The 24,332-nt window shown below is 37.8% G+C and carries 23 protein-coding genes and 1 pseudogene; 16 read left to right on the forward strand and 8 right to left on the reverse strand.

Annotation, left to right across the window (positions count from 1 at the left end; genetic code table 11):
* Positions 1-86 precede the first annotated feature (86 nt).
* The 5 genes from J4051_RS01580 to J4051_RS01600 all read right to left on the reverse strand — a co-directional run bounded on the left by J4051_RS01580 (position 87) and on the right by J4051_RS01600 (position 6,347).
* On the reverse strand, positions 87-1,856 hold the full coding sequence (locus J4051_RS01580; protein ID WP_208231896.1) for a MutS-related protein: 1,770 nt from the start codon (positions 1,854-1,856) through the stop codon (positions 87-89).
* A 16-nt stretch (positions 1,857-1,872) separates the two neighbouring features.
* A complete protein-coding gene (locus tag J4051_RS01585) occupies positions 1,873-2,805 on the reverse strand; it encodes a M28 family peptidase (protein ID WP_208231898.1) in 933 nt (310 codons plus the stop codon).
* 102 nt (positions 2,806-2,907) lie between these two features.
* Positions 2,908-3,654: a succinate dehydrogenase/fumarate reductase iron-sulfur subunit gene (locus tag J4051_RS01590; protein WP_208231900.1), complete on the reverse strand. Its 747-nt coding sequence runs from the start codon at positions 3,652-3,654 to the stop codon at positions 2,908-2,910.
* Between the two features lie 11 nt (positions 3,655-3,665).
* A complete protein-coding gene (locus J4051_RS01595; RefSeq protein ID WP_208231902.1) occupies positions 3,666-5,663 on the reverse strand; it encodes a fumarate reductase/succinate dehydrogenase flavoprotein subunit in 1,998 nt (665 codons plus the stop codon).
* Positions 5,664-5,675: 12 nt separating this feature from the next.
* Entirely contained in the window at positions 5,676-6,347 is a 672-nt protein-coding gene (locus J4051_RS01600; RefSeq protein WP_208231904.1) for a succinate dehydrogenase cytochrome b subunit, read from the reverse strand.
* 274 nt (positions 6,348-6,621) lie between these two features.
* Here J4051_RS01600 and J4051_RS01605 point away from each other — a divergent pair.
* Positions 6,622-7,913: pseudogene (locus J4051_RS01605) on the forward strand (aminopeptidase P N-terminal domain-containing protein).
* A gap of 62 nt (positions 7,914-7,975) precedes the next feature.
* On the opposite strand, the gene J4051_RS01610 reads toward J4051_RS01605, so the two are convergent.
* A complete protein-coding gene (locus J4051_RS01610; RefSeq protein WP_208231906.1) occupies positions 7,976-9,298 on the reverse strand; it encodes an aspartate kinase in 1,323 nt (440 codons plus the stop codon).
* Positions 9,299-9,399: 101 nt separating this feature from the next.
* Here J4051_RS01610 and J4051_RS01615 point away from each other — a divergent pair, with 101 nt between their 5' ends.
* Positions 9,400-10,056 (forward strand): hypothetical protein, encoded by a 657-nt coding sequence (locus J4051_RS01615; RefSeq protein ID WP_208231908.1) that lies wholly within the window; start codon positions 9,400-9,402, stop codon positions 10,054-10,056.
* Here the strand turns inward: J4051_RS01615 and brnQ are convergent.
* Positions 10,034-11,317: a branched-chain amino acid transport system II carrier protein gene (gene brnQ / locus J4051_RS01620; RefSeq protein WP_208231910.1), complete on the reverse strand. Its 1,284-nt coding sequence runs from the start codon at positions 11,315-11,317 to the stop codon at positions 10,034-10,036. The genes J4051_RS01615 and brnQ overlap by 23 nt on opposite strands.
* A 78-nt stretch (positions 11,318-11,395) precedes the next feature.
* On the opposite strand from brnQ, the gene J4051_RS01625 reads away from it, so the two are divergent.
* The 4 genes from J4051_RS01625 to J4051_RS01640 all read left to right on the forward strand — a co-directional run bounded on the left by J4051_RS01625 (position 11,396) and on the right by J4051_RS01640 (position 13,305).
* Positions 11,396-12,172, forward strand: coding sequence for an alpha/beta fold hydrolase (locus J4051_RS01625; RefSeq protein WP_208231912.1), 777 nt, complete (start codon positions 11,396-11,398; stop codon positions 12,170-12,172).
* 61 nt (positions 12,173-12,233) lie between these two features.
* A complete protein-coding gene (locus J4051_RS01630; RefSeq protein ID WP_236027146.1) occupies positions 12,234-12,497 on the forward strand; it encodes a DUF1660 family phage protein in 264 nt (87 codons plus the stop codon).
* 77 nt (positions 12,498-12,574) lie between these two features.
* Complete coding sequence (locus J4051_RS01635) at positions 12,575-12,808, forward strand: hypothetical protein (protein WP_208231914.1); 234 nt, start codon at positions 12,575-12,577, stop codon at positions 12,806-12,808.
* Between the two features lie 278 nt (positions 12,809-13,086).
* Positions 13,087-13,305 carry a hypothetical protein gene (locus J4051_RS01640; RefSeq protein WP_208231916.1) on the forward strand — a complete coding sequence of 73 codons (219 nt, stop codon included), beginning with the start codon at positions 13,087-13,089 and terminating at the stop codon, positions 13,303-13,305.
* Here the strand turns inward: J4051_RS01640 and thiL are convergent.
* The gene (thiL, locus tag J4051_RS01645) at positions 13,299-14,348 is read right to left on the reverse strand and encodes a thiamine-phosphate kinase (protein WP_208231918.1); all 1,050 of its coding nucleotides are present in this window, start codon (positions 14,346-14,348) and stop codon (positions 13,299-13,301) included. The two genes, J4051_RS01640 and thiL, sit on opposite strands and share 7 nt — an antisense overlap.
* 175 nt (positions 14,349-14,523) lie before the next feature.
* On the opposite strand from thiL, the gene J4051_RS01650 reads away from it, so the two are divergent.
* From J4051_RS01650 to J4051_RS01695, 10 genes are all read left to right on the forward strand, one after another.
* Positions 14,524-14,853, forward strand: a complete 330-nt coding sequence (locus tag J4051_RS01650; RefSeq protein ID WP_208231920.1) for a HesB/IscA family protein — start codon at positions 14,524-14,526, stop codon at positions 14,851-14,853.
* Between the two features lie 54 nt (positions 14,854-14,907).
* Entirely contained in the window at positions 14,908-16,356 is a 1,449-nt protein-coding gene (sufB, locus tag J4051_RS01655) for a Fe-S cluster assembly protein SufB (RefSeq protein WP_208231973.1), read from the forward strand.
* Positions 16,357-16,461: 105 nt separating this feature from the next.
* Positions 16,462-16,860 carry a hypothetical protein gene (locus tag J4051_RS01660; protein ID WP_208231922.1) on the forward strand — a complete coding sequence of 133 codons (399 nt, stop codon included), beginning with the start codon at positions 16,462-16,464 and terminating at the stop codon, positions 16,858-16,860.
* A 66-nt stretch (positions 16,861-16,926) separates the two neighbouring features.
* Complete coding sequence (sufC, locus tag J4051_RS01665; RefSeq protein ID WP_208231924.1) at positions 16,927-17,679, forward strand: Fe-S cluster assembly ATPase SufC; 753 nt, start codon at positions 16,927-16,929, stop codon at positions 17,677-17,679.
* A 73-nt stretch (positions 17,680-17,752) separates the two neighbouring features.
* Complete coding sequence (sufD, locus tag J4051_RS01670; protein WP_208231926.1) at positions 17,753-19,066, forward strand: Fe-S cluster assembly protein SufD; 1,314 nt, start codon at positions 17,753-17,755, stop codon at positions 19,064-19,066.
* A gap of 136 nt (positions 19,067-19,202) precedes the next feature.
* Positions 19,203-20,417 carry an aminotransferase class V-fold PLP-dependent enzyme gene (locus tag J4051_RS01675; RefSeq protein ID WP_208231928.1) on the forward strand — a complete coding sequence of 405 codons (1,215 nt, stop codon included), beginning with the start codon at positions 19,203-19,205 and terminating at the stop codon, positions 20,415-20,417.
* A gap of 24 nt (positions 20,418-20,441) precedes the next feature.
* Entirely contained in the window at positions 20,442-21,089 is a 648-nt protein-coding gene (locus J4051_RS01680; RefSeq protein ID WP_208231930.1) for a DUF4377 domain-containing protein, read from the forward strand.
* An 83-nt stretch (positions 21,090-21,172) separates the two neighbouring features.
* Positions 21,173-21,595 (forward strand): SufE family protein, encoded by a 423-nt coding sequence (locus J4051_RS01685; protein WP_208231932.1) that lies wholly within the window; start codon positions 21,173-21,175, stop codon positions 21,593-21,595.
* A gap of 198 nt (positions 21,596-21,793) precedes the next feature.
* A complete protein-coding gene (locus tag J4051_RS01690; RefSeq protein WP_129015657.1) occupies positions 21,794-22,117 on the forward strand; it encodes a DUF59 domain-containing protein in 324 nt (107 codons plus the stop codon).
* 216 nt (positions 22,118-22,333) lie between these two features.
* Complete coding sequence (locus J4051_RS01695) at positions 22,334-24,169, forward strand: ABC transporter ATP-binding protein (RefSeq protein WP_208231934.1); 1,836 nt, start codon at positions 22,334-22,336, stop codon at positions 24,167-24,169.
* Positions 24,170-24,332: the final 163 nt, after the last annotated feature.

Below are 24,332 nucleotides of genomic sequence, written 5' to 3' on the forward strand. Positions count from 1 at the left end.
CTTTCTGATAACAGAGAGGGTTTTTTGCATTCAGACCTTTACGATCCTGATAGTTATCGGGAAGAAACCTGTGAGGCCTCTTTGTACTATATAATCTCCATCTTCTTCAATAAGAAGCTGGCATTCATGTTTTTACAAACGCCGGTTTTAAACGTATAATCAAAATAGAGTTCGTTATTAATGATTTCTGCATCAAAATAGTAATTTTTCACTTCTTCGAGTTCTTTTTCAATTTCACACAAACTTAAATCGTGGGTAGCAATGATTCCCGTAGCATGTGATGCGACTAATTTTTCAACAAATTTGCGGGATCCGATAGCTTTGTCGGTACTATTCGTGCCTTTTAAAATTTCGTCCAAGATGATAAAATAGGATTCTTTTTGAATCTCATCAACGATGAATTTTAAACGTGTCAATTCTGAAAAGAAATAAGAACTATCGTCCGTTAGAGAATCGCTGGTACGCATGCTTGTAATCAGTTTTACAGGATTGTATTCACTTGTGGTTGCACAAACGGGTAGGCCAACATTCGCCATAACGATATGAAGCGAAACGGTTCTTAAGAAGGTACTTTTGCCGGCCATATTGGCGCCTGTAACAATAAAGAATTGTTCGTTATCAATTGTTAAATCATTATCAACTCGCTTTTCAGGTTTTAGTAAAGGATGGCCTAACTCTGTTGCCTTGATAACGTGTCCATCAGTCGTGATTTTCGGAAAAACATATTGGGGATGATTGAAGGCGTAATTTCCCAAACTATTATAAGCATCAAAAAAGGAAACGACCTCAAACCAATCTTCAACTTTGTCTTTATAAGCGGCAAGCCATTGTTCCACTTTATAACTGTTCTTTAAATCAGTCAGAAAGAACCCATTCCCAAAAATGGCCGAAATAAAATTGTTCCGATTATCCAAGGCATCTAAAGCTTTGGATAGTTTCGTGAAAATCACCGATGCTTTTTCCGATTCGGATTGAATGTATTTTTGCTTTTTAGATAACGATTCGGAACTGAAAACCTCATTTTCAATTTGTTTCAACAGCAAAGTGTACTGCCTGAAGGTTTCTTTGACTTTTTCTGTATGGAAAGATAGCTCGTTGACTTTCTTTAAATATATACCTGTAATACCCAATCCTAAAAGTAGCCAATACCCCAAAAAACCAATACTTAGGACTTCCAAAAAGAACAACGAGAACATGATGATGGTTCCTCCCAAAAAGACGTATGGAAGCCATTTCATCACTTTTGGTATAAATGTTTTATGATTTTTAAGCCAACTGATAATTGAAGTGGCAGATGTTTCCACTTTTATCAGACTTGCGGTTGCTGAATAGAGTTGGCGCCATTCGGGTTTTGAAGCCAGTTCTTTGATGGCTTCTTGTCGTTGAGCAATATGTTCTATATTGTTGGCTTTAAGGGCGTCCGAAAGTTGCTGAGTCCCCTCATTGATTACAGTTCTGTTAACAAATTGAAAAAACGATCCACGTCCAAATAAGTCAATATCTAAACTATAAAAGTGTAAAGGATCTTGAAAGGCCAGACCTGGATCTCGATCATGAAACTTGCCTGAACTGAAATCGAGCTCCGATCGATTAATAGCTGTCAAGGCCAATTTTAATTGCCGTTGGGCTTTAATGTCGGTGTATTTAGATAATAGTATTACAAAAATGAGAATTCCGGCCAAAGTTATCCCTGCTGCGAGTTGCCACTTGGAAAATGTAAAGTAAATACCTAAAGAAGTGATAATAAACACCAACACCCGTAAGGTACTGAGGAGGGTCATCTTTTTATATAAGGCATTCGCTTCAGCATGGTAGCGCTCAACGTTTTGATGGTAATAGGTATTGGGATGGTCCATACTTTAAAAGTTTAATTTAAAAGCGCATTGTATCTAATGTGCTGAAAATTGAAATTATTGTTTTTACCGCGCTTTTATAAAATTCCTGATGGACATTTTCAAAAACATCAGTCGGTTTATGGTAGTCTTTATGGTCTTCTACACCGAAGTATAAAAAGGGAATATTTTTTTGATGAAACGGCGCATGATCTGAAGACATCGTCCAGTTTGCTAAACCATCGTTACCATCATGACCCATTAACAGTGTCAACTCTTCAGGGTTTTTAAAGTTTGAAATCGCCCTTTTTAAGGTGTTGTTAAACGCTGTTCCAACGACATAAAGTTCGTTTTTATCGTTGCGACTAATCATGTCCATATTTATATTCAGCTTGATATTTTCTAAGGGCACGATGGAATGGTCAATAAAATGGCGGGAGCCTGAAAGACCCAGTTCTTCTGCATCAAATGCAGCTAGAATAACCGAATGTTCTGGCGGATGGGTTTCGAAATATTCTGCAAAGGCAAATAGTGCCGCTACCCCAGAGGCGTTATCATCAGCACCATTATAAATTTGATTGTTTTTTATGCCTTCATGGTCATAATGCGCACTGATTACAATATAGTCTTCAGGATGTTTTGAGCCTTTAACATAACCCAAAATATTAATGCCTGAATACGATTTTCCTCTGGAAACAAATGAAAATGATTGTTGATAATCCTTCGTGAAGGGTATTACATTTAGACTTTCATATTTTTTAATGATGTATTTTTTTGCTTTTTCTGCACCTGCAGTGCCTGTGCGTCGGCCTTGAAATGCGTCAGAAGACAAGGTTTTAAGCTGATAAATCAAACTGTCCGTATTAAAAGGAAACTGTGCTTCAAGAGTGTTTGCTGGCTTAAGTTCCTGTGCGGTTGAAACGGCAGTAAAACCAAAAAACGCAAAAATTGTAAGCCATAAAATGTGCTTCATAGTAGAGGGGAATTAAAATATAAAGAAACAAAAAATCCCAATAATGAATTGGGATTTTGTGAGTTTTTAACGCCTTCTCTTTTTATGAAGGTTTTGAAGATATTATCCTTTTAAGCTCGCCGCCAAATATTCGCGGTTCATGCGTGCAATATATTCGAGTGAAATTCCTTTAGGGCACTCTACTTCACAGGCACCAGTATTAGTACAGTTACCAAATCCTTCTTCATCCATTTGCTTCACCATGTTGAGAACACGTTCTGTAGCTTCAACTTTACCTTGCGGCAATAGAGCAAACTGAGAGACTTTAGCAGCGACAAACAACATAGCCGAAGAGTTTTTACAACTCGCCACACAGGCACCACAACCAATACAGGTAGCTGCTTCAAATGCTTCATCAGCATCATGCTTGTTGATAGGGATGGTATTGGCATCAATGGTATTTCCAGAGGTGTTTACTGAAATAAATCCACCTGCATGTTGCACACGTTCGAATGAGCTTCTGTCAACGACCAAATCTTTAATTACCGGAAATGCGTTGGCTCTGAAAGGTTCAATAAAGATCGTATCGCCATCTTTAAACATACGCATATGTAATTGACAGGTAGTAATCCCTTTATCAGGTCCGTGTGGTTCACCATTAATATGAAGTGAGCACATGCCGCAAATACCTTCACGACAATCGTGATCAAATGCCACAGGTTCATCACCTTTATTGATTAATTCTTCGTTTAAAATGTCCAACATTTCCAAGAATGACATATCGCCATCAATTCCATCGATTGGGTAATCGACTATTTTTCCTTTTGTATCGGCGTTTTTTTGACGCCATATTTTTAAAGTTAATTTCATAACGTTCCTTCTTATTTATAACTTCTTTCTTTCACTTCAATATTCTCGAATTCTAATTCCTCTTTATGAAGAATGGCATCTTTAGGTGCGCCTTTATATTCCCAAGCGGCAACATATTGGAATTCGGGACGCCTTAAAGCTTCCCCTTCTTCAGTTTGGAATTCTTCTCTAAAATGTCCTCCAGCAGATTCCTCTCTTTCAAGAGCATCCTTGGCAAAAAGCTCACCTAATTCTAAATAGTCAGCAACTCGCATTGCTTTGGCTAATTCTTCATTAAACTCGTGTTGGATTCCAGGAACTCTTACATCTTTCCAAAATTCTTCACGAAGCGCTGCAATTTCAACGATCGCTTCTCTTAAACCTTCGGCATTTCTGGCCATTCCGCATTTGTTCCACATGATCTTTCCAAGTTTTTTATGAAAATGATCAACAGAATGTGCTCCATTATTATTGATTAAGTGCTCCAAGCTATCGTTCACGTTTTTCTCAGCTTCATCAAATTCTGGCGTATTGGTTGGAATTTTACCAGTTCTGATATCCTGTGCCAGATAATCACCGATTGTGTAAGGCAGTACAAAATAACCATCCGCCAGGCCTTGCATCAATGCCGACGCGCCAAGACGGTTCGCACCGTGATCAGAGAAGTTAGCTTCTCCAATACAATATAATCCGGGAACATTGGTCATCAAGTTGTAATCTACCCAAAGACCACCCATGGTATAATGCACCGCTGGATAAATCATCATTGGGGTTTCATACGGATTCTGATCTACAATTTTTTCGTACATCTGGAAGAGGTTACCATACTTTTCTCTGATCACTTCTTGACCAAATTTCTTGACGACTTTAGGGTCGTTTTCATCAAAACCTTTAACGTGGGCACGTTCTTTTCCGTAACGTTCAATTGCGGAAGCGAAATCCAAAAACACCGCTTCACCAGTTCTATTGACACCGTAGCCCGCATCACAACGTTCCTTTGCAGCACGAGAGGCCACATCACGCGGCACCAAGTTTCCAAAGGCTGGATAACGACGCTCTAGATAATAGTCTCTGTTTTCTGCAGGTATATCGGTAGGTTTTAATTTGCCTTCTCTAATGGCCAACACATCATCCATGTTTTTTGGTACCCAAATACGTCCGTCATTACGAAGTGATTCAGACATCAAAGTCAATTTGGATTGATGCTCGCCAGAAACAGGAATACAGGTTGGATGAATTTGAGTATAACATGGATTTGCAAAGAAAGCACCACGCTTGTGCGCTTTCCAGGCAGCAGTAACGTTACTTCCCATGGCGTTGGTGGACAAGAAGAAAACGTTTCCGTAGCCTCCAGTACCCAAAACAACAGCATGAGCCGAATGGCGCTCTACTTCTCCAGTCACTAAATTTCTTGCAATAATACCTCGCGCTTTTCCACCAACTACAACGACGTCTAGCATTTCATGACGATTGTACATGGTGATTTTCCCACGGCCTATTTGACGGTTCATGGCAGAGTAAGCACCCAATAATAGTTGTTGTCCTGTTTGACCTGCAGCGTAGAATGTTCTTGACACCAATACCCCGCCAAAAGAGCGATTATCTAATAATCCGCCGTATTCACGAGCAAAAGGAACCCCTTGAGCTACGCATTGGTCAATGATATTTGCCGATACTTCTGCCAATCGATAAACGTTGGCTTCACGAGAACGGTAGTCGCCACCTTTTACGGTATCATAAAATAATCTGTAGGTCGAATCGCCATCACCTTGATAGTTTTTAGCGGCATTGATTCCTCCTTGTGCTGCAATAGAGTGCGCACGACGTGGCGAATCCTGAAAACAAAATGCTTTTACATTATAACCTAATTCTGCCAAAGTCGCAGCAGCTGAACCACCAGCCAATCCAGTACCAACAACGATCACATCAATGTTACGCTTGTTAGCAGGGTTGACAAGGTTAATGTTATTTTTATAGTTAGTCCACTTATCAGCAAGTGGGCCTTCTGGTATTTTAGAATCTAAAGCCATATTAGATATTTTTTAGTTGAAGTGATGATAGAGAGCGATGAAAATAAACCCTAATGGGATGATAATGGCATAAGCCTTTCCAAATCCTCTTAATCCTCTTGTATATTTATTATTTGCGCCCACCGACTGAAATGCCGAACTGAACCCATGTAATAAGTGCAATGCTAAAAACACAAACGCCAAACAATAAAGCGCTACGCGCCATACGTCTACAAATTTGTGCTGTAAGTGGTCAAAATAGCGATACTCACCATTTGCAAGCAATCCTGACATGTCGCCATCAATGAATTTGATTTGAATTTCTGGAAACCAAAAATCGTAAAAATGAAGTCCCAAGAACAATAGAATCACTGCTCCTGTGTAAATCATGTTTCTGCTCATCCACGTAGAATTGGCATTGCCATTATATTTGACATACCCAATGCTTCTTGCGTTTCTGTTTCTTATTTCCAGTACCATGCCCATTGCAAAGTGAAAAAGCACACCCAGAATTAAAATAGGTTGCGCAATATATTGCACTACCCAATTCGTTCCCATAAAGTGAGATACGTCGTTAAAAACGTCTGCACTGAACACTGAAAGCATATTAATTGCAAAATGTTGTACTAAGAAAATCATAAGGAAGAATGCCGAAAGCGCCATGGCAAACTTTCTTCCAACTGAAGAATTAAAAATTCCGCCCATATTTTGTAGTTAGTTTAATGTGATACAAAGATACGTTTCAAACGATTGAATGCCAAGAAATAGATTTAATTATACTTATTTGGAATGAGTTTAATTAAAGAAAGGAATCCACCTGTTTTGAAAATGGACCGAAGCCTTGAATCCATTTGGTTTGTTGATCTAAAAATAAACATAATCAAAATGCCTGCAAAATATGGGGTTAAAAGTTTCATAAAAGAAGGTAAGATTTTTTTAACAACGGTCAAATCTGTAATTTTGAAAAAACGATTATCCCATGAAATACGACAGAATAGATTCCAAACTTTTTATAAAAAACCGAAAAAACTTTATGGCTCAGATGACGCCAAGTAGTTTGGCGGTTTTTAATTCCAATGATATTTATCCAATCAGTGCAGATAGCACCATGCCATTTCAGCAACACCGCGATATTTTTTATTTAAGTGGTGTGGATCAAGAAGAAAGCATTTTAGTGCTTTTTCCTGATTGTCCGAAAGAAAAGCACCGCGAAATTTTATTCTTGAAAGAAACCAACGATCATATTGCCGTTTGGGAAGGGGAGAAATTGACTAAGGATGCGGCCTTTCAAACCTCAGGTGTTAAAACCGTTTATTGGTTGCAGGACATGGAAAAAATCATGTTTGAATTGATGACGCAATGTGATACCGTATATATTAATACTAATGAACATTATCGGGCCAGTGTAGAAACGGAAACACGAGAAGACCGTTATACGAAATGGTTAAAGGAAAAATATCCGGCACATTCTGTAGCCAAGAGCAATCCTATTTTACAGCGTTTACGTTCTGTAAAAGATCCAATTGAGCTTGATCTCATGCAAAACGCTTGTGACATTACTGAAAAAGGCTTTAGGCGACTCTTAAGTTTCGTTAAACCAGATGCTTGGGAATATGAGATTGAAGCGGAATTGATGCATGAGTTTTACGCAACCGTTCCAAAGGATTTGCTTACACGCCGATTATTGCATCCGGGAATAATGCGAATGTGCTACATTACGTGGTGAATAATCAGCAATGTAAGGCCGGCGATTTGATTTTATTGGATGTTGGTGCAGAGTATGCCAATTATGCAAGTGATATGACACGAACCATTCCAGTATCTGGGAAATTCTCGAAGCGTCAAAAAGAGGTGTATAATGCGGTCAACCGTGTGAAAAAAGAAGCTCAAAAAATGTTGGTACCTGGAACGATTTGGGCAGACTATCATGTAGAAGTTGGAAAAATAATGACTTCAGAATTGTTGGGGCTAAAATTATTGGACAAGACCGATGTGAAGAACGAAGACAAAGATTGGCCAGCCTACAAAAAATACTTTATGCACGGCACCAGTCATAATATTGGGTTGGATACACATGACTACGGGATTTTGACGGAGCCAATGCAAGCGAATATGGTCTTCACCGTAGAGCCCGGAATTTATATTCCTGAAGAAGGCTTTGGCATTCGATTGGAAGATGATTTGGTGATTCAGAAAAAAGGCGAGCCTTTTAATCTGATGGGTAATATTCCTATTGAAGCGGAGGAGATTGAAGAGATTATGAATTCATAAAATAAATTCCAACCTAATTGGTTTTCACGCAAAAGTATATGGTAAACATAAATTGGGTTTTTTTATGCCGGCACTAAATCAAACACATAACGGTTAAGTTTTCTCAAAGTTTCAATCTTATCGCCGGTATTGATCAATAAAGAAATATTGTTGCTGCTGCCGCCATAAGAAATCATTCTAACATTGACATCTTGCAGAATCTGGAATAATTTTGGCGTATCTGGGTGATATACTATATGGTGACCTACAAGGCAAACAATCGTTCTAAAACTATCGACTTCTACTCTTGCAAATTTTTCTAATTCAGATATAATTTCAGACAGGTTTTTGGTGTCATCAATAGTGAGCGATATGGCGATCTCTGAAGTTGTAATCATATCAATAGATGTTTCGTATTTCTCGAAAATCTCAAATACTTTCTTTAAGAACCCGTATGCCAAGAGCATTCTGGCGGATTTAATTTTGATGGCAGTAATACCATCTTTGGCAGCAATGGCTTTTATCCCTTCGCCATGGATGCTATTAGTGATCAATGTGCCGTGTGCAGCCGGTGAGTTGGTATCTTTCAAGCGTACCGGAATATCTAAGTCTCTTACCGGTGTAACAGTTTGTGGATGTAAAATCTTCGCTCCAAAATAAGCCAATTCTGCGGCCTCATCAAATGACAAGTTGGAAATAGCATGGGTGTCTGTCACCACCCGCGGATCGTTATTGTGGAAGCCATCAATATCCGTCCATATTTGAATTTCTTCAGCATGTATTGCTGCACCAATAATCGTCGCCGTATAATCGCTACCACCACGTTGTAAGTTGGCAATCTGTCCCTCGGCATCCAAACAGATGAACCCTTGGGTTATATAAATATCAGCTTCAGGAAGTTCATTAATGATGCGATTAAAATTTTGACGGATGTAGAAACAATCAGGTTCATTGGATTTATCTATCCGCATAAAATCCAAGGCTGGTAACAAACAGGCATTTAGACCTTCTTGCAGCAAGAAACGACTAAATATAAAAGTGGACAATAGTTCGCCTTGGGCTACTATTTTATTTGAAAGTGTCGTCGAATAATTGTCGTTGACAGTTGTTTTAAGCGTGTCGAAAATGGAGCTGACATAGAGTTCCACCTCACTTTGTAAGTCACTTTGATGAATTAATTGATTCACCGTTTGTATATAAGTTTTGTGAAGATCAGAAATCAACTCTAGAGCATTTTCTATTTCTTTATATTTTATACACTCTGAAATAGTGACCAGCGCATTGGTGGTTCCTGACATAGCAGATAATACCACCACTTTACGTTGACCATCATTGATAATATTTTTGACATTGGTCATATTTTCTATAGACCCGACTGAGGTGCCTCCAAATTTTAAAACAAGCATAATTTTAATTTTTATCGAGCGAAAATAGATGTAACATATCTTTCTACAATGAAAATAAAAATATTTGACTAATTTTACACAAAATGTTATATAGTTAACAAATGCGTACAATTACTGCTTGTGTCAATGAGATTTTAATTGCTCAACCGTTTTTGGGAGAAGCGTTGTCAAGAGGTATTATCAACTATTCTGCTTTGGCGGAAGAATTGGTTATTCCCATTAGTGATATGCTCAAGAAACCGATAAAATCTGGAGCTGTCATGATGGCGTTGCGCCGCTACCAATCACCCATGGATTTTGGAAATTCGTTAAAACTTAAGCGTGTCATGCAGAATCTCGGGGACATTACCGTCAGATCCAATTTAACCGATTTCACCTTTCAAAATTCAAAGACATTAAGCTATAGCCACTCTAAAATTTTGGAGCAAATGGATAGCTATTCTAACGTCTTTTACGCATTTACACGCGGGATCTACGAGAGCAACATCATCATCTCAACCTCACAAAAACATAATATTTTAAAGAGTTTTCATAATGAGATTTTGTTGGGAGAAAAGGCCGAGTTATCGGCGATCACCATAAGCCTACCTTCTGAGAATTCGAAAGTAACAGGTCTTTACTACCAAATATTTAAGCGTTTGGCTTGGGAAGGGATTGCGCTTTATGAAGTCGTTTCAACAACCAATGAATTTACTATTCTAGTTGAAGATGAAGTGGTGGATAAGGCGTTTTCGGTCATGAAGCGGTTGAAGGATTAAAATGTTTAACGGCATTCAATAATACAAACATTGCAAGTGAAGGCAGTAACCAACCTAAATTGAATTGACCCAATGGTATAAAATCTATGATAGCATTCAAGTTCTCCGAAGGCATCAAAATTTTCAGAAAATCCGGAATACTGAATATAAAGGCTGTAATGACTACCCCTCTAAACACTAAGGATGATGCCCATTGATCAGGAATGGTATTTAATAAAATTAAAATGATGGTTATTGGATAGATGAACATAAGGGCTGGAATAGCGATGTCAATAATAAAACCAACATCAAATTGGCCCATCGCGACCCCTAATAGACTTCCTATAATGGCGGTAAGAGTATACGCTTGTTGACTGTTATTGAACAAGCCTTTGAAATAATCGGCAGTGCCTGTAACAATTCCCACAGCAGTGGTAAAACAAGCTAAAGCAATTAAAATGCTCAATAAGCTCGCACCTGCGCTTCCCAAGGTTTTGTTGCCTAATCCCAAAAGTAATTCTGGTCTTGTGACATTCAATGGAAATTCTGAATTGTGTAAGGACCCTATCAAAATAAGTCCTGTATAAATAACGAACAATCCAAAGCCAGCTACCAATCCAGCCTTGAAAATGAGTTGTCTTTTTTCCACAAAGGATTGTGAGCTATTTAAATTTATTGAGATGATCAATACCGCTCCCACAACCATAGCTGCAAGCGCATCAAAGGTTTGGTAACCTTCTAAAATACCATCTACTAAGGGTGTTTTAAATTGTGAAGCTTGCATGGTGTCAGCAGGCAAAAAAACGGCAATTCCTATGATAGCAAGCAATATCGCAATAATGATAGGTGTTAGGTATTTGCCCAAGAGGTCTAAAACTTTTGAGCGATTCATCACAAAAATAAATACCAGAAGGAAATAGATGCTGCTGGTGAGTAAGCCGCTGCTATTAAAAAAAGGAGCAATGGCCATTTCGTGGGTTACAGATGCCGTCCTGGGTGCAGGTAATATAATGCAGATGGCATAAACCAGTATACAAAAAATGATACTAAAAATAGGGGATACTTTCTTGCCGAAATCGTACATCGTGCCCTGTAATTTGGCGTGTGCGATTATGCCCAATATTGGAATCACAACCGCAGTGATCACAAAACCAATCGTGACCAAAAACCAATCCGGGCCTGCATTGAATCCCAAAAATGGGGGCAATATTAAATTTCCAGCTCCAAAAAACATTGAAAATAATGCGAAGCCTGTAATAAGTATGTCCTTGGTTTTATTCATTCTATAATTAATATAATGTCTTCACGCTTTTGCGTCACGCCTCAAACTCTTTATATATTTGCCGAATATAGTTCAAATATGATTTTAGAATACAAAAATAGCCCAATCTTTTATACCGATGTAGGACAGGGAAAAGTCGTGGTTTTGCTTCATGGATTTTTGGAAACTTCGTCCATGTGGAACGATTTGGTTATAGAGATTAAAGATAATTATAGGATTGTTACAATAGATTTATTGGGCCACGGAAAAACAGGCTGTCTGGGTTATATCCATACTATGGAAATGATGGCTGATGCCGTTGTGTTCGTTTTGGTTCATTTAAAGATTGAAAAATCATTCTTTATTGGGCATTCTATGGGTGGTTATGTAGCTTTAGCAATCGCTGAAATTTTTCCTGAAAAGGTTGATGGTCTTTGTTTGGTGAATTCTACGCCGTATGCTGATAGTCCTGAACGCCAAATTAACAGGGACCGTGCTGTTAAAGTGGTGAAACAGAGCCCTAAAAATTTTATAAGGATGTCCATTTCAAATTTGTTTAGCTCGGACAATAGAGCGCAGTTTGTCGAAGAAACTGAATCCATAATGTTGGAAGCTATGAATTTGTCAGTTCAAGGTATTATTGCCGCTTTGGAGGGTATGAAAATCAGGAAAGACAGAAGTATAGTGCTTAAAGAGATACAGGCTTACAAAATTATTGTTTTAGGCCTTAAAGACCCTGTTCTGGAATTTGATAGCTTATCGACTCAACTTACTGGGTTAGAGGTTAAAATTATTAAACTATCTGGAGGACACATGTCATATATTGAAAATAAATACGAATTCACTTACATCATTAAGCGTTTTATCGAAAATTGATGTGTTTTGACGTTGATTTCGATATTTTTTTTTAAGTTAGGCATCTCTAACTAAGACAACCATGAAAAAAACCAGTAATGCCCCAGCCCCAATGAAGCTTTATTGCAGCCTTTTTGGTCACAATTATGAGGTTTCGAAAAAAGTCACTTCGCATGTAAAGGAATATACCTGCAAGTGTTGCAAAAGACAACTGACCACCAACAGTAATGGTGATCTCACAGAGTTGACACCTAAGTTTAAAGAAATCAATTCTATTTTAGAAGAGATGTACATGCGCAGAACGCTCCGTTCAAGGGAAAAAGCGTTCAGTTCATCGATATATTAGATATGGAGATTGGCTTATTGTTTTGATTTTTATATATTTAAATATCCTCTAAAGTAATAATTAAAACTAATAACCAAGTGAAAACTGTTTACTGCTCTGTTTTTGGACATAACTATGTTGTTTCCAAAAAAATTACCTTTCACGTAAATGAGTATAAATGTACCCATTGTCGTGCGCAAATGACCACTAATAGCAACGGAAAATTGACCCCGTTGACTCCAAAGTTCAAAGAAATCAACTCAGTTCTTGAACGTATCCACAAAAGACGAAAATTTAAAAGATTGGAAGGCTTGCTCATTTTTGAACATTGATTTATAGCCTAATTTAAGAAAAAAAGGATCTGATTTTTGTCGCTTTAAAAACTGCTCAAAATAACTTTGTGGTGTTTTGATGTGCCCAAATTTGAATTAAAATACCCACGATTCTTCGGATTTTAAAAATTCAAATTGTAGGTCACATTTCTCAGGATCCATGTTGGGCTACAATGTCGTTATATCTCTAAATTGGCTTTTATTAAAATCTTAACACATAATTTTCTCAATTGTAATTCGTTTTGATTACCATGTAGATGGTCCTAAAATCTTGAGCTTTGAAACATTTATATTGCCGATTATTTAGTCACGATTTTATTGTGAAAAATGAAATCACCAAATTTGTCAAGGAGTACCAATGCTTGCGCTGTGGCATACAATCGACCACTAGCGATACTGGAGAGCTTATTCCTTTGACCGATAAGAGGCGGGAAATTAATAAGGTATTAAAAAAACTCTACAACAAAAGACGAAAAATAAAACAAAAGGCTTATTGATCCTTTAGTGCATTCCAACCTTTGGCAATTAATGGAATAAGTGCATCACCACGTGTGATCAGATGCATGCCTTGTTCTTTTTCGGTCATATAACCTATAACCGTTAAATTGGGATTCCCTTTAATTTTTGGAAAATCTTCTTGGGAAATTGTCATTAGCAATTCGTAATCCTCTCCACCATTTAAAGCAATCGTTGTGCTGTCAATATTAAATTCTTCACAGGTAGAAATAACTTGTGGATCTAACGGAATCTTGTTTTCATACAATACAGCTCCCACGTCACTTTGCTTACATAAATGAATAATTTCAGAAGACAAACCATCGCTTATATCAATCATAGAAGTGGGTTTCACTTTTAAATCCTTTAAAAGCTTAACAATATCTTTACGTGCCTCTGGTTTCAATTGGCGTTCCACAATGTAAGTGTAGGGTTCTAAGTCGGGTTGGTTGTTTGGGTTGACCTTAAACACCTCTTTTTCACGTTCCAAAATTTGAAGTCCCATATATGCGGCGCCTAAATCACCAGTAACCACCAACAAATCGTTGGGTTTCGCACCGCTTCTATAGACAACATCATTTTTATTGACTTCCCCAACCGCAGTTATAGAAATAATCAGTCCTGTTGTAGAGGAGGTCGTATCGCCACCAACCACATCCACACCATAGATTTTTGAAGCAGCTTCGATGCCGGCGTAGAGTTCTTCCAAGGCTTCCAAAGGGAAGCGGTTGGAAATTGCAATGGCAATCGTCACCTGTGTCGCATTGGCATTCATGGCATAGACATCAGATAAATTAGCAATCATAGCCTTGTAGCCTAAATGTTTTAAGGGCATATAGCTCAAGTCGAAATGCACATGCTCCACCAGTAAATCTGTAGTTATCACAACTTGTTTAGATTTAAAGTCTAAAACAGCGGCATCATCACCAATGCTTTTGATCGTGGATTTTTGAGTCACCTCAAAGTGTTTGGTCAAATGGTCTATAAGACCAAATTCACCTAATTCACTAATAGGGGTGCGCGATTGATTTTTATCTTCTATCATGATGCAAATTTAGGGATATAGGATAGAAAACACCAATCAATTTTCGGAATAATTCCAAGTAGTCCGGTATCTAAAAAACCAATAGCACTATTTGGGAATATATTGAAAAGTTCTATGGAAATACCCTTCTTATATCGTATATTTGTCCACTATTTAGAAATAATCTTAATAACGAATGATAAAAGTATCTGAAACAGCTAAAAAAAAGGTCATGGAACTCATGAGTGAAGATGGCTTTAACTGTGCAACCGACTTTGTACGCGTTGGTGTGAAAAGTGGTGGTTGTTCGGGTTTATCGTATGATTTAAAATTTGATAAATCACAAAGAGATGAGGATAAGGTCTTTGAAGATAATGGTGTCAGAATCGTTATCGACAAAAAAAGCTTTTTATACCTCATTGGTACTACCCTTGAATATTCAGGTGGTTTGAATGGTGCAGGGTTTGTGTTTAATAATCCAAACGCAAATCGCACATGTGGATGTGGGGAATCATTTTCTCTATAGGCCCATCCCAACCTTCCCAAAGGGAAGGAGTTTAACAAAATAATGTAAATGAAAATGACGAAATATACAGAAGACGATTTAAGAGAAGAATTAAAGACCAAGGAATACGAATATGGATTTTTCACTGATATTGAGTCCGATACGTTTGAGCCTGGTTTAAATGAAGATGTTGTTCGCGCGATTTCTTTGAAGAAAGAGGAGCCGGAATGGATGACCGAGTGGCGTTTGGAGGCCTTCCGAGCATGGGAAAAAATGATTGAGCCAGAATGGGCAAATGTCACCTACGAAAAACCAGACTTTCAAGCCATTTCCTATTATTCAGCGCCCAATACCAAGCCTAAATATGACAGTTTAGATGAGGTAGATCCGCAATTATTGGAAACTTTCAAGAAATTGGGGATTTCTATGGATGAGCAGAAGATGTTAGCGGGCGTTGCTATGGATGTTGTGATTGACTCTGTTTCAGTGGCTACAACTTTTAAGAAATCATTGGATGAGAAAGGCATTATTTTTTGCTCCATCAGTGAAGCCATTCAAAAACATCCTGAATTGGTCAAAAAATATATTGGTACTGTTGTGCCACGGACCGATAATTTCTATGCGGCTTTAAATTCGGCCGTCTTTAGTGATGGTAGTTTCTGTTATATTCCAAAAGGCGTCCGATGCCCAATGGAACTATCAACCTATTTCCGAATCAATCAAGGTGGAACTGGACAGTTTGAAAGAACACTTCTCATTGCTGATGAAGATAGCTACGTGAGTTATTTGGAAGGATGTACGGCGCCAAGCCGTGATGAAAACCAAATGCACGCTGCTGTAGTGGAATTGATTGCTATGGATGGCGCAGAAATTAAATATTCAACGGTCCAAAATTGGTATCCCGGTAATGCAGAAGGTAAAGGAGGCGTTTTCAACTTTGTAACCAAAAGAGGAATTTGTGAGAAAAATGCCAAAATCTCCTGGACACAAGTAGAAACTGGTTCTGCTGTGACTTGGAAATACCCAAGCTGTATCTTAAAAGGTGATAACTCAGTAGGCGAATTTTATTCGATTGCAGTGACCAATAATCACCAGCAGGCAGATACAGGAACAAAAATGATCCATTTAGGCAAGAACACCAGATCGACTATTATTTCTAAAGGAATCTCAGCTGGGAAATCTCAAAATTCCTATAGAGGATTGGTTCAAATTGGACCTCGAGCAGAAAATGCCCGTAATTTTTCGGAGTGTGATAGTTTGCTAATGGGAAATGATTGTGGCGCACATACCTTCCCATATATTGAAGTGAAAAACAAATCGGCAATAATAGAACACGAGGCCACAACAAGTAAAATTGGTGAAGACCAGATTTTTTACTGTAACCAGCGTGGTATTGATACTGAAAAAGCCATTGCGCTTATTGTAAATGGATTCAGTAAAGAGGTATTAAATAAATTACCGATGGAGTTTGCTGTGGAAGCTCAGAAATTATTGGAAATAAGTTTAGAAGGTTCAGTAGGATAGTGATTGATTAACCTGCACAAGGCATGAATGATCAACCTGCAAGGTTTTAAAAACGTTGTAGGTTTAAAATAGATTAAGTTTTCTATCTCAGACAACCCAAAATATATGAAAAGAACAGTCTTTCTTGTATTTATTCTAATGGCATTTACATGCTGTAAAAACGATTCAAAATATCCGAACGTAGGAGATGAGGATCAAGATCAGCTTGATGTCAGGGAGCTAACGGGAAATTTCATTTATTTTGATGATGCCGGTGTCTTGCAAACTAAAAGTGAACTGTTTGGTGTTATTGAAGATGAAAAAGCCAAAGAGCTGATAAAAAAGGCTGAGCCTTTAAAAGACCTACCGACGGATGAGGTTAACGTGACTCTAAAGGTAAAAGTCACCAAAAAGCCAAAACATGAAGAGGGTTGGGATAACAGAGTAGAAATTATTGATATCATAACTGTTTCTAAAGTGGAAGAGAAAAACAGTAATGTTATAAAATTAAGATCACAAGAATAAAAATATAAAAATCAAATTCTGAAAGACAACTTTTAAAATTTGTATGTTAAATTTAAGTAAAACCGTATGTTGAAAATCATTGATTTACACGCAAGTGTTGAAGATAAAGCCATTTTAAAAGGCATCAATTTAGAAATAAATGCAGGCGAAGTACACGCCATTATGGGACCAAATGGTTCTGGTAAGAGTACTTTGGCATCTGTTATTGCCGGTAAGGAAGACTATGAAGTCACTCAAGGAGATATACTTTTTGAAGAGGAAAGCATCAACGAGCTGGCACCCGAAGAACGTGCCCACAAAGGTGTTTTTCTATCGTTTCAGTATCCAACGGAGATTCCGGGGGTTTCTGTAACCAATTTCATGAAAACAGCCATTAATGAAACTCGTAAAGCAAGAGGGCTTGGAGATATGCCAGCTAACGAGATGTTGAAAATGATTCGTGAGAAATCAGAGATGCTCGAAATTGATCGTAAATTTCTATCTCGATCATTAAATGAAGGTTTTTCAGGTGGTGAAAAGAAACGTAATGAAATCTTTCAATTGGCTATGTTAGAGCCAAAACTCGCTATTCTTGATGAAACCGATTCAGGATTGGATATTGACGCACTTCGAATTGTGGCCAGCGGCGTAAACAAACTTAGAAGTGATGAGAATGCTGTCATTATCATTACCCATTACCAACGATTGTTAGATCATATTGTACCTGATTTTGTACACGTCATGTTTGAAGGACGTATCGTGAAATCTGGCGGTAAGGAATTGGCCCACGAGCTTGAAGAAAAAGGCTACGACTGGATTAAGGATGAAGTGAACGCGTAATTTAAGTATGCAGTCCATAGTATGCAGTCTTCAGTGACTGCTAACTGAAAACTGCCAACTGAAGACTGAAAAAATGGAACTAAAAGAAAAACTCATAGCCTCATTTATGGCATTCGAAAACTTGGTGGATGTAGATTCGCCAGTTCATGATGTGCGAAGTGAAGCCATCAAAGAATTTGAAACTCAAGGCTTCCCATCAAGAAGGGATGAAGCTTGGAAATATACTTCATTAAATAGTATTTTAAAACACGATTATAGTGTGTTTCCGAAAAGTGAAAACCATATCGATTATAACGATATCAAGAAATATTTCATCCATGATATTGACACCTATAAAATTGTCTTTATCGATGGGAAATATTCATCACATCTTTCTGAAACGACACATGACGGCGTTGATATCTGCTTGATGTCATCGGCATTATCAAAACCAAAATACAGACCTGTTATTGAAAACTACTTCAATAAAGTCGCTACAAAGGACGGTCTGACCTCATTGAATACGGCATTTTCTCAAGAAGGTGCTTACATTCATATCCCTAAGAACAAATCGGTAGCAAAACCAATACAGATTGTTCATTTCTCAACAGGTAATGAAGCAGCATTGATGCTACAGCCACGGAATTTGATTGTTGTGGACGAAAATTCACATGTCCAAATTATTGAGCGTCATCAAAGTTTGACTGAAAATCCTGTATTGACCAATACGGTCACTGAGATTTTTGCCGATAAACGTGCCATTGTGGATTATTATAAAATCCAAAATGACAACGAAAATGCCTCCTTGATTGACAGTACATTTATCAATCAAAAGCAGGAAAGCTGTGCAACCGTACATACGTTCTCGTTTGGTGGTAAATTGACACGAAACAATCTTAGTTTTTATCAACATGGAGAGCGTATCGATTCTACATTAAAGGGCACCACTATTATTGGTAACAAACAACATGTAGATCACAACACTTTGGTACATCATATTGAGCCAAATTGTGAAAGCCATCAAGATTACAAAGGTATTTTTGATGACAATGCTACAGGCGTATTTAACGGAAAGGTATTGGTTGATAGATTAGCTCAAAAAACCAATGCGTTTCAGGCTAACAACAATATTTTGATTGGGGATAAGGCAAGCATCAACACCAAACCGCAATTGGAGATTTTTGCGGATGACGTAAAATGTTCGCACGGATGTACTATTGGTCAATTGGATGAAAGCGCTATGTTTTACATGCGTTCAAGAGGGATTCCGGAAAAAGAAGCTAAGGCTTTATTGATGTATGCGTTTAGTAACAACGTATTGAGTTCGGTTAAAATTCCAGAAATTAAACAACGTATTACTAATATTATCGCTAAGAAATTAGGGGTTAATATTGGATTCGATCTATAGATGTGCCATTCCCACGAAACTGGGAATATCTTTAAATTAATCTCAATTTTTTTTGGAGCTATTTCCAGCTTTCGGCAGTCGCTCTCTGCGAGGAGCTCCAACAATGCCTCAATCTGGGCTATCAAAAAAGATCGCTATGTTCAACGTAGAAACCATAAGAAAAGATTTTCCAATACTTCAAAGACAAGTCAATGGGAAACCATTGGTGTATTTTGACAATGCTGCCACTTCACAGACACCACAACAAGTTATTGATGCGATTGTAGATTACTATTCAAACTACAATGCCAATATCCATAGAGGTGTCCATAGTTTAAGTCAGGAAGCAACTGATAAATATGAAGAAGCGCGATTAAAAATTCAAAAGCACTTCAACGCAAAAGCTTCACATGAGATCATCATGACTGCTGGTACAACCCATGGCATCAATTTGGTGGCGAGCGGCTTTACAGCACTGTTAAAAGAAGGTGATGAAGTTATTGTATCTGCATTAGAGCACCATAGTAATATCGTGCCTTGGCAAATGTTATGCGAACGTAGTGGTGCTATTTTAAAAGTCATTCCTATGAATGATGAGGGCGAGCTGGTCATGTCGGCATACGACGATCTTCTTTCAGAAAAAACGAAACTCGTATTTGTCAATCATATTTCAAATGCATTGGGAACCATCAATCCTATTGAAAGCATCATCAAAAAAGCACATGCCGTTGGGGCCGCAGTTTTGGTGGATGGGGCACAAGCTTGTCCTCATGTGAAGGCAGATGTACAAGCTTTGAATGTTGATTTTTATGTTGTTTCAGCCCATAAGATGTGTGGTCCAACGGGCGTTGGAATGTTGTACGGAAAAGAAGAATGGCTCAATAAATTACCACCATATCAAGGTGGTGGTGAGATGATTGCGGAAGTGTCGTTTGAAAAGACCACTTATGCTGGATTGCCACATAAATTTGAAGCGGGCACTCCAAATATTTGCGGAGGTATTGCTTTTGGCGCCGCCATTGATTATATGAATAACATAGGTTTTAAGAATATTAATGCCTATGAACATGAGCTCTTAGAATATGCCACAAAACGACTTTTGGAAATAGAAGGCTTGAAAATCTACGGCACTTCGAAGCGTAAAACATCGGTAGTTTCATTTAATTTAGATGGCATTCATCCTTATGACGTTGGGACCTTACTCGATAAAATGGGTGTGGCAGTCCGTACGGGACATCACTGTGCACAACCGATCATGGACTATTTTAAAATCCCAGGAACGATAAGGGCTTCTTTTGCATTTTATAATACCAAAGCCGAAATCGATGTCTTGGTGGAAGGCGTTAAAAAAGCTAAAATGATGCTGTCCTAAGCGTCAGGTGTCAAAATTAAATATATGAGTTCAAAGTTTTTAGCCATTATTCCAATGGTCGTGTTATTTTTTTCCTGTTCGTCAAACAATAAAACAATTCTAATTGCAAATGCCAAAGTTGATTGCACGGACGTAGCAACTCAAAAATGTCTTCAAATTAAGGAAGTAGGCGAAAGCGATTGGACTTATTTTTACAGTGATATTGAAGGCTTTGATTATATTGAAGGGTTCTATTATAAAATAAAAGTTGCGGTTACAGAAGTAGAAAATCCTCCAGCAGATGGTTCCTCATTAAAATATAAATTGATTGAAGTTTTAGAAAAGTCAAAAGCACCTTTAAATTTAGACCAAGGCTCGTGGTTGGTCACACGGGTAAAGGACAGGGACAGTTTTGGTAGAAATCCGTTTATTAAAATAGATCTGTCACAAAATGAAATTAATGGTAATACGAGTTGCAATCGGTTTTCAGCAAAAATTATAGTTACCGATAATAAGGTGGACATCTCTGAGCTTTCTTCAACTGAAATGATGTGTAGGGATATTAAAGTGGAAACTGCGTTTCTTGATGCCCTGGCAAGTATCAGATCGTACACTTTAAAGGATGATAAACTTCAGTTGTTAGATGAGAATAAAGAACTGCTTATAGAATGCAACTACTTGAAATCGGAGTAGTATATAGGATTTAATGGCTTGATATCCATTGTTAAAATGCTAATTTTGGAGAGATAAATTGTAACTTTGTATAAATTTTTAGAATGACTATAAAAGCGATACAAGAAGACCTGATTGATGAGTTTTCAATGTTTGAAGATTGGGAAGAACGCTATCAATACATGATCGATTTGGGTAAGACCTTACCGTTAATTGACGAGCAATATAAAACGCAGGAGAACATTATTAAAGGCTGTCAAAGTAAAGTTTGGGTCCATGCTGAAATGGACAGCGATAAAGTGGTATTTACTGCAGATAGTGACGCCATTATCACCAAAGGCATTATTGCGATTTTAATCCGTGTATTTTCAAATCAACACCCTCAGGATATTATTGATGCCGATACTGATTTTATCGATGCCATTGGACTTAAGGAACATTTATCGCCAACACGTGCCAACGGATTGGTGAGTATGATCAAGCAATTAAAAATGTATGCCATTGCATACCAAACACAGTTACAGTAATTCCTGCGTAGGCAGGAATCTCATGTTAATTCCTGCGAAGGCAGGAATCTGAGTAAGGATAGATACATACTATCTAAAATAGAGAATAGATTTTATACTAACACAGATGAATTAAGTTTATGAGTTTAAAATATTTAGGTCTATATTTTTTATTATGACCTAAACTTTTAAACTTCTAAACTTCTAAACTTTTAAAAAATGAGTGAGAAAATAGATACATTCGCCTTAGGCGAAAAGATAGTGAACGTTATAAAAACGGTTTACGACCCTGAAATTCCTGTAGACATTTATGAGCTGGGATTGATTTACGATGTTTTTGTCAATGAAGATTACGATGTTAAGATTCTGATGACCTTAACTACTCCAAACTGTCCGGTAGCTGAAAGTTTACCTTTGGAAGTTGAAGAGCGTGTAAAATCAATTGACGAGGTGAGATCTGCTATAGTAGAAATGACTTTTGATCCACCATGGAGTCAAGACTTGATGAGTGAAGAAGCTAAATTGGAATTGGGGATGCTTTAGTGTTCAGTTAGCAGTTAGCAGTTAGCAGTCCTCAGTTTGCAGTTGGCGGTCCTCCCGCCATAGCGAGAGCTATAGATGGACGGATAGTTGATTGCCTTCGAAAGACGATTTTTGAGGTCTTATCTTGGTTTCCGTCATCCGTCTTCGGTCATCCGTCCTTAAGATGACCTCTAATTGATATTCAGAACACCTCAATCCTACATCGCACTTTAAACAATGGCAAGACCAACTCCAAAATCATTAAAAGACAAAGACAAAACAAGTCTAAGAAAGTCCTTTAGTGCTTTGGTGTTTATTCCGCGTTTCTTTAAGGAGATCTGGAGAACTAATAAGAAACTATTTCTATTGTCGGCATTTTGCCGACTTGTAGGCGCCCTTTTACCAGTGGTTATCTTATGGGTTGGGAAGCTCATTATTGATGAGATTATTCTTCAAACTCAAATGGAGGCCTCAAATTTAACACAGCTGTGGACCTACGTGGGTATAGAATTGGGTCTCATAGTCCTTTCAGATCTCATGAGTCGTGCTATTTCGTTGACCGATGGTCTTTTAGGTGATGCGTATTCCATAGAATCCTCAGTCAGTATTATTAAAAAAACCAATCAAATAGATATCAGTCTCTTGGAAGATTCTGAATTCTATGACAAATTGGAACGCGCCAGGATGCAAACTTCAGGACGGGTAGGTCTCATGTCTAACGCCTTGGGTGAAGTTCAAAGTTTAATCTCCATAACCACACTCGTCGCGGGATTAATTTACTTTGAACCCTATCTGATTATTTTATTGGTGTTAAGTATCATCCCTTCTTTTATTAATGAGATTTGGTTCAGTCAGCAGCAATATTCGCTGGCAAGAGGTTGGACGGCAGAAAGGCGGGAGCTCGATTACCTGCGATTTATCGGTGCCAATAATGTCACTGCAAAAGAAATTAAGCTCTTTGGATTGACCGATTTTATTGTTAATCGTTTTAAAAACCTTTCCCAAGAATATTTCGAACTCAATAAAAAGCTGGCAGTTAAACGCTCTGCTTTAGGGTTTTTATTTAACGTTTTGGGTACCCTGAGTTATTACGGGGCTTACGTATTCATTATTTATCGCGTGATCTCTGGAGTGATTACTCTTGGTGAATTGACATTTTTGTCGGGCTCTTTCAATAGATTGACCCGAAACCTTCAGGATTTCTTTTCAAAATTCACAAGGATTACAGAAAGTGCACTTTATTTGAAGGATTATTTTGAGTTCATTGACCTCTCGATTGTTCCGAACCACCTCGAGGATCAGATTTTACCAGAAAAAATAAAAACAGGTTTTGAATTTAGAAATGTGCGCTTTTCTTATCCCGATTCCGAAACAGAAATTCTTAAAGGCGTAAGTTTTAAAATATCTGCCGGAGAGAAAATTGCTTTTGTAGGTCAAAATGGCGCAGGAAAAACGACTCTTACTAAATTGATGCTACGGTTTTATGAACCCACATCTGGTGAAATATTATTGGACGGCATCAATATCAATCGATTTAAACAAAATGACTATCAGAAGTTTTTTGGTGTGATTTTCCAAGATTTCTTCCGTTATGAATTTACGGTTAGGGAAAACATTGCCATTGGTGATATTGACGAGTTGGATAATCAAGAAAAAATCGAGAATGCTGCTGAATTGAGTTTGGCTAACGAAGTTATTTCTGAATTTAAAAAAGGCTATGATCAACAACTCGGAAAACGCTTTTATAAAGGACAGGAACTTTCCGGTGGTCAATGGCAAAAAGTAGCTTTGGCAAGAGCATATATGAAGGACGCGGAGGTAATGATTTTGGACGAACCAACGTCAGCATTGGATGCCAAGGCTGAAAGTGATGTGTTTAAGCGTTTTATTGCGTTGACTAAAGGGAAAACGAGCATTATCATCTCTCACAGATTCAGTACCGTCAGACAAGCCGATCGGATTTTGGTATTGGAAGAGGGTAAGGTATTAGAAATGGGAACGCATCAGGAATTGATGGCAAATGACGCACTCTACGCACAACTCTTTCAATTGCAAGCGGAAGGCTATCAGTAAAGAGATGTAATTGAATAATCGATTAAGAGCAATGGTTCTCAAGTTTAACTATGAGATCCCGCCCAAATGCGCATGAGCGTCAACCTAATTTTTAAAAAAGAGCACTAATTATATTTTAAAATACTGATTGTCAGAAGAGTATTTATCTTTACATAAATTAATT

The sequence above is a fragment of the Gelidibacter pelagius genome (assembly GCF_017581925.1).
GTDB lineage: Bacteria > Bacteroidota > Bacteroidia > Flavobacteriales > Flavobacteriaceae > Gelidibacter > Gelidibacter pelagius.

Coding starts and splice junctions, on each gene's coding strand:
- J4051_RS01600 (WP_208231904.1), bottom strand. CDS start 6,347: ATGGGCGGAATTTTTAATTCTTCAGTTGGAAGAAAGTTTGCCATGGCG.
- J4051_RS01675 (WP_208231928.1), top strand. CDS start 19,203: ATGTTCAACGTAGAAACCATAAGAAAAGATTTTCCAATACTTCAAAGA.
- J4051_RS01695 (WP_208231934.1), top strand. CDS start 22,334: ATGGCAAGACCAACTCCAAAATCATTAAAAGACAAAGACAAAACAAGT.
- J4051_RS01615 (WP_208231908.1), top strand. CDS start 9,400: ATGCGTACAATTACTGCTTGTGTCAATGAGATTTTAATTGCTCAACCG.
- J4051_RS01680 (WP_208231930.1), top strand. CDS start 20,442: ATGAGTTCAAAGTTTTTAGCCATTATTCCAATGGTCGTGTTATTTTTT.
- sufD (WP_208231926.1), top strand. CDS start 17,753: ATGGAACTAAAAGAAAAACTCATAGCCTCATTTATGGCATTCGAAAAC.
- J4051_RS01580 (WP_208231896.1), bottom strand. CDS start 1,856: ATGGACCATCCCAATACCTATTACCATCAAAACGTTGAGCGCTACCAT.
- J4051_RS01650 (WP_208231920.1), top strand. CDS start 14,524: ATGATAAAAGTATCTGAAACAGCTAAAAAAAAGGTCATGGAACTCATG.
- sufB (WP_208231973.1), top strand. CDS start 14,908: ATGACGAAATATACAGAAGACGATTTAAGAGAAGAATTAAAGACCAAG.
- J4051_RS01690 (WP_129015657.1), top strand. CDS start 21,794: ATGAGTGAGAAAATAGATACATTCGCCTTAGGCGAAAAGATAGTGAAC.
- sufC (WP_208231924.1), top strand. CDS start 16,927: ATGTTGAAAATCATTGATTTACACGCAAGTGTTGAAGATAAAGCCATT.
- J4051_RS01585 (WP_208231898.1), bottom strand. CDS start 2,805: ATGAAGCACATTTTATGGCTTACAATTTTTGCGTTTTTTGGTTTTACT.
- J4051_RS01685 (WP_208231932.1), top strand. CDS start 21,173: ATGACTATAAAAGCGATACAAGAAGACCTGATTGATGAGTTTTCAATG.
- J4051_RS01595 (WP_208231902.1), bottom strand. CDS start 5,663: ATGGCTTTAGATTCTAAAATACCAGAAGGCCCACTTGCTGATAAGTGG.
- J4051_RS01630 (WP_236027146.1), top strand. CDS start 12,234: ATGAAAAAAACCAGTAATGCCCCAGCCCCAATGAAGCTTTATTGCAGC.
- thiL (WP_208231918.1), bottom strand. CDS start 14,348: ATGATAGAAGATAAAAATCAATCGCGCACCCCTATTAGTGAATTAGGT.
- J4051_RS01610 (WP_208231906.1), bottom strand. CDS start 9,298: ATGCTTGTTTTAAAATTTGGAGGCACCTCAGTCGGGTCTATAGAAAAT.
- J4051_RS01660 (WP_208231922.1), top strand. CDS start 16,462: ATGAAAAGAACAGTCTTTCTTGTATTTATTCTAATGGCATTTACATGC.
- J4051_RS01590 (WP_208231900.1), bottom strand. CDS start 3,654: ATGAAATTAACTTTAAAAATATGGCGTCAAAAAAACGCCGATACAAAA.
- J4051_RS01625 (WP_208231912.1), top strand. CDS start 11,396: ATGATTTTAGAATACAAAAATAGCCCAATCTTTTATACCGATGTAGGA.
- brnQ (WP_208231910.1), bottom strand. CDS start 11,317: ATGAATAAAACCAAGGACATACTTATTACAGGCTTCGCATTATTTTCA.